The organism is Bartonella sp. AA1HLJMS (assembly GCF_042197445.1).
In the GTDB taxonomy this organism is placed as follows: domain Bacteria; phylum Pseudomonadota; class Alphaproteobacteria; order Rhizobiales; family Rhizobiaceae; genus Bartonella.
On sequence record NZ_JBHIRW010000169.1, the window covers coordinates 1 to 1,493 of the forward strand.

Sequence of the window (1,493 nt, forward strand, 5' to 3'; positions counted from 1 at the left end):
TTTCCACTCTTTTTTGTCTTTAACGCCATCTCTAAACGAGATGTGAAGGAAATGATAAAACTGTGGGATACATTGCCAGAGCAGCAACAGCTAGACAACCAATCTCTCAACAAAACACAATAGGGAAACAAGTGGCTGCTTCTTTTATAAGTACTTTTGTAATTTTGACCACAGTATGGTGGAGTACTGTCATGTTTCTCGGGGAGATCATGATACTTTTTTCTACTCTGATGACAATCTTGGTACTTTATTATTCTTTGATAAAACGGACAATATTGTTGTGTGGGATGCGGCGGAAATTAAAAAAGGGTGCATTGCAGAATTTGGGGCATAATCAGAAAGTCAGCATAGGACAAAATACAGTTTGTGCAATAAAGTTCAGCCCCCTTTCTTTTCAAGAATCTTTGGAACTTTCAAGAAAAGATTATTGTATCATCTTTTTTCTAGCTTTCATTGTGATTGTGGTTTTCGCAGTTTTGCTCGCTTTTTTTGCTTTTCTTCCAAAATCTGTGATTTTTTTACACAATTATATGCCTCTATTGTTTAAGGTTGGCGGTTTTGGCATGCAGCTGCTGTTTTGGTTTTGTGCGTGTATTGTTGTCGCTTTACCTGTCATTTTAATCTTCCATAGTCTCCTTCATTATGGCGTGAAAAAAACAATAAAGAAATTAGAAATGGTTGCTTGAGAAGAGAATAAAAATGATGATTTCACATCAATGCGATAGGGGAAACACGTGACTATTGTTATAAAATTTTTGGCTTTTTTAGGGTTCACCATCATTGCCATTGTAATGTTTATGGTTATGATCCGGCTTCCTTACCGGTTGATCAAGCATATGAGGTTATCTTTTAAACTCTCTCAAGACTTGAAAAAGAGTACAACGCAAAAAAAGCAAGCCATACAACAATTGTGCAATGATCTGGGAGAAATGAAAAGACACAATCTCGCCCATAAGACCCTTGATGCGACAATGCGCTTTCTTAACTTCAAAGAATTTCTGCCTCTTTCTTCGAAAGAATGTAAAATAATCTTTTTTATCTTTATCCTCTTTACTGTTTTGCAATCTGCTTTCTCTATCGCAAATTTGGTATGGTGGAAGAGCGATATGGTCGGCGTTATCATGCAGCTGTTGAGCATTCTATGGTTTGGGGTTCTTCTCTTTTTTCCGATCATTGGGATCATGTGCATAAAATTAACGAGAAAATTGAACAAAAAACTTCAACAATTGAAAGAAGCAATACAACAACGCGATCAGGCAATCCGTATGAAGAATGGGCGTGGAGGATAAAATGACCAGTAGTCTTATAACATTAATGGCCTTTTCTTTCCTGTTCTTTATGGTCTTAAATGTTTTATTGTGGGTGCCAATCGTTGTCATTTATTACCTGTTTATCAAGCGTGCGCGGTTGTATTGCCGCGTGAAAAAGGAACTGAAATGCGTGCTGAATGAACGCGATATCGCCTTAAAACAGAACTCCCCAAAATAAAAAGC

2 protein-coding genes are annotated in these 1,493 nt (G+C 37.0%); both read left to right on the forward strand.

Going from position 1 to position 1,493, the window contains the following annotated elements; translation table 11 throughout:
• Positions 1-131: 131 nt before the first annotated feature.
• Positions 132-686 (forward strand): hypothetical protein, encoded by a 555-nt coding sequence (locus ACFIQE_RS10305; protein ID WP_375680738.1) that lies wholly within the window; start codon positions 132-134, stop codon positions 684-686.
• Between the two features lie 48 nt (positions 687-734).
• Positions 735-1,289 carry a hypothetical protein gene (locus ACFIQE_RS10310; protein WP_375707694.1) on the forward strand — a complete coding sequence of 185 codons (555 nt, stop codon included), beginning with the start codon at positions 735-737 and terminating at the stop codon, positions 1,287-1,289.
• Positions 1,290-1,493 lie beyond the last annotated feature (204 nt).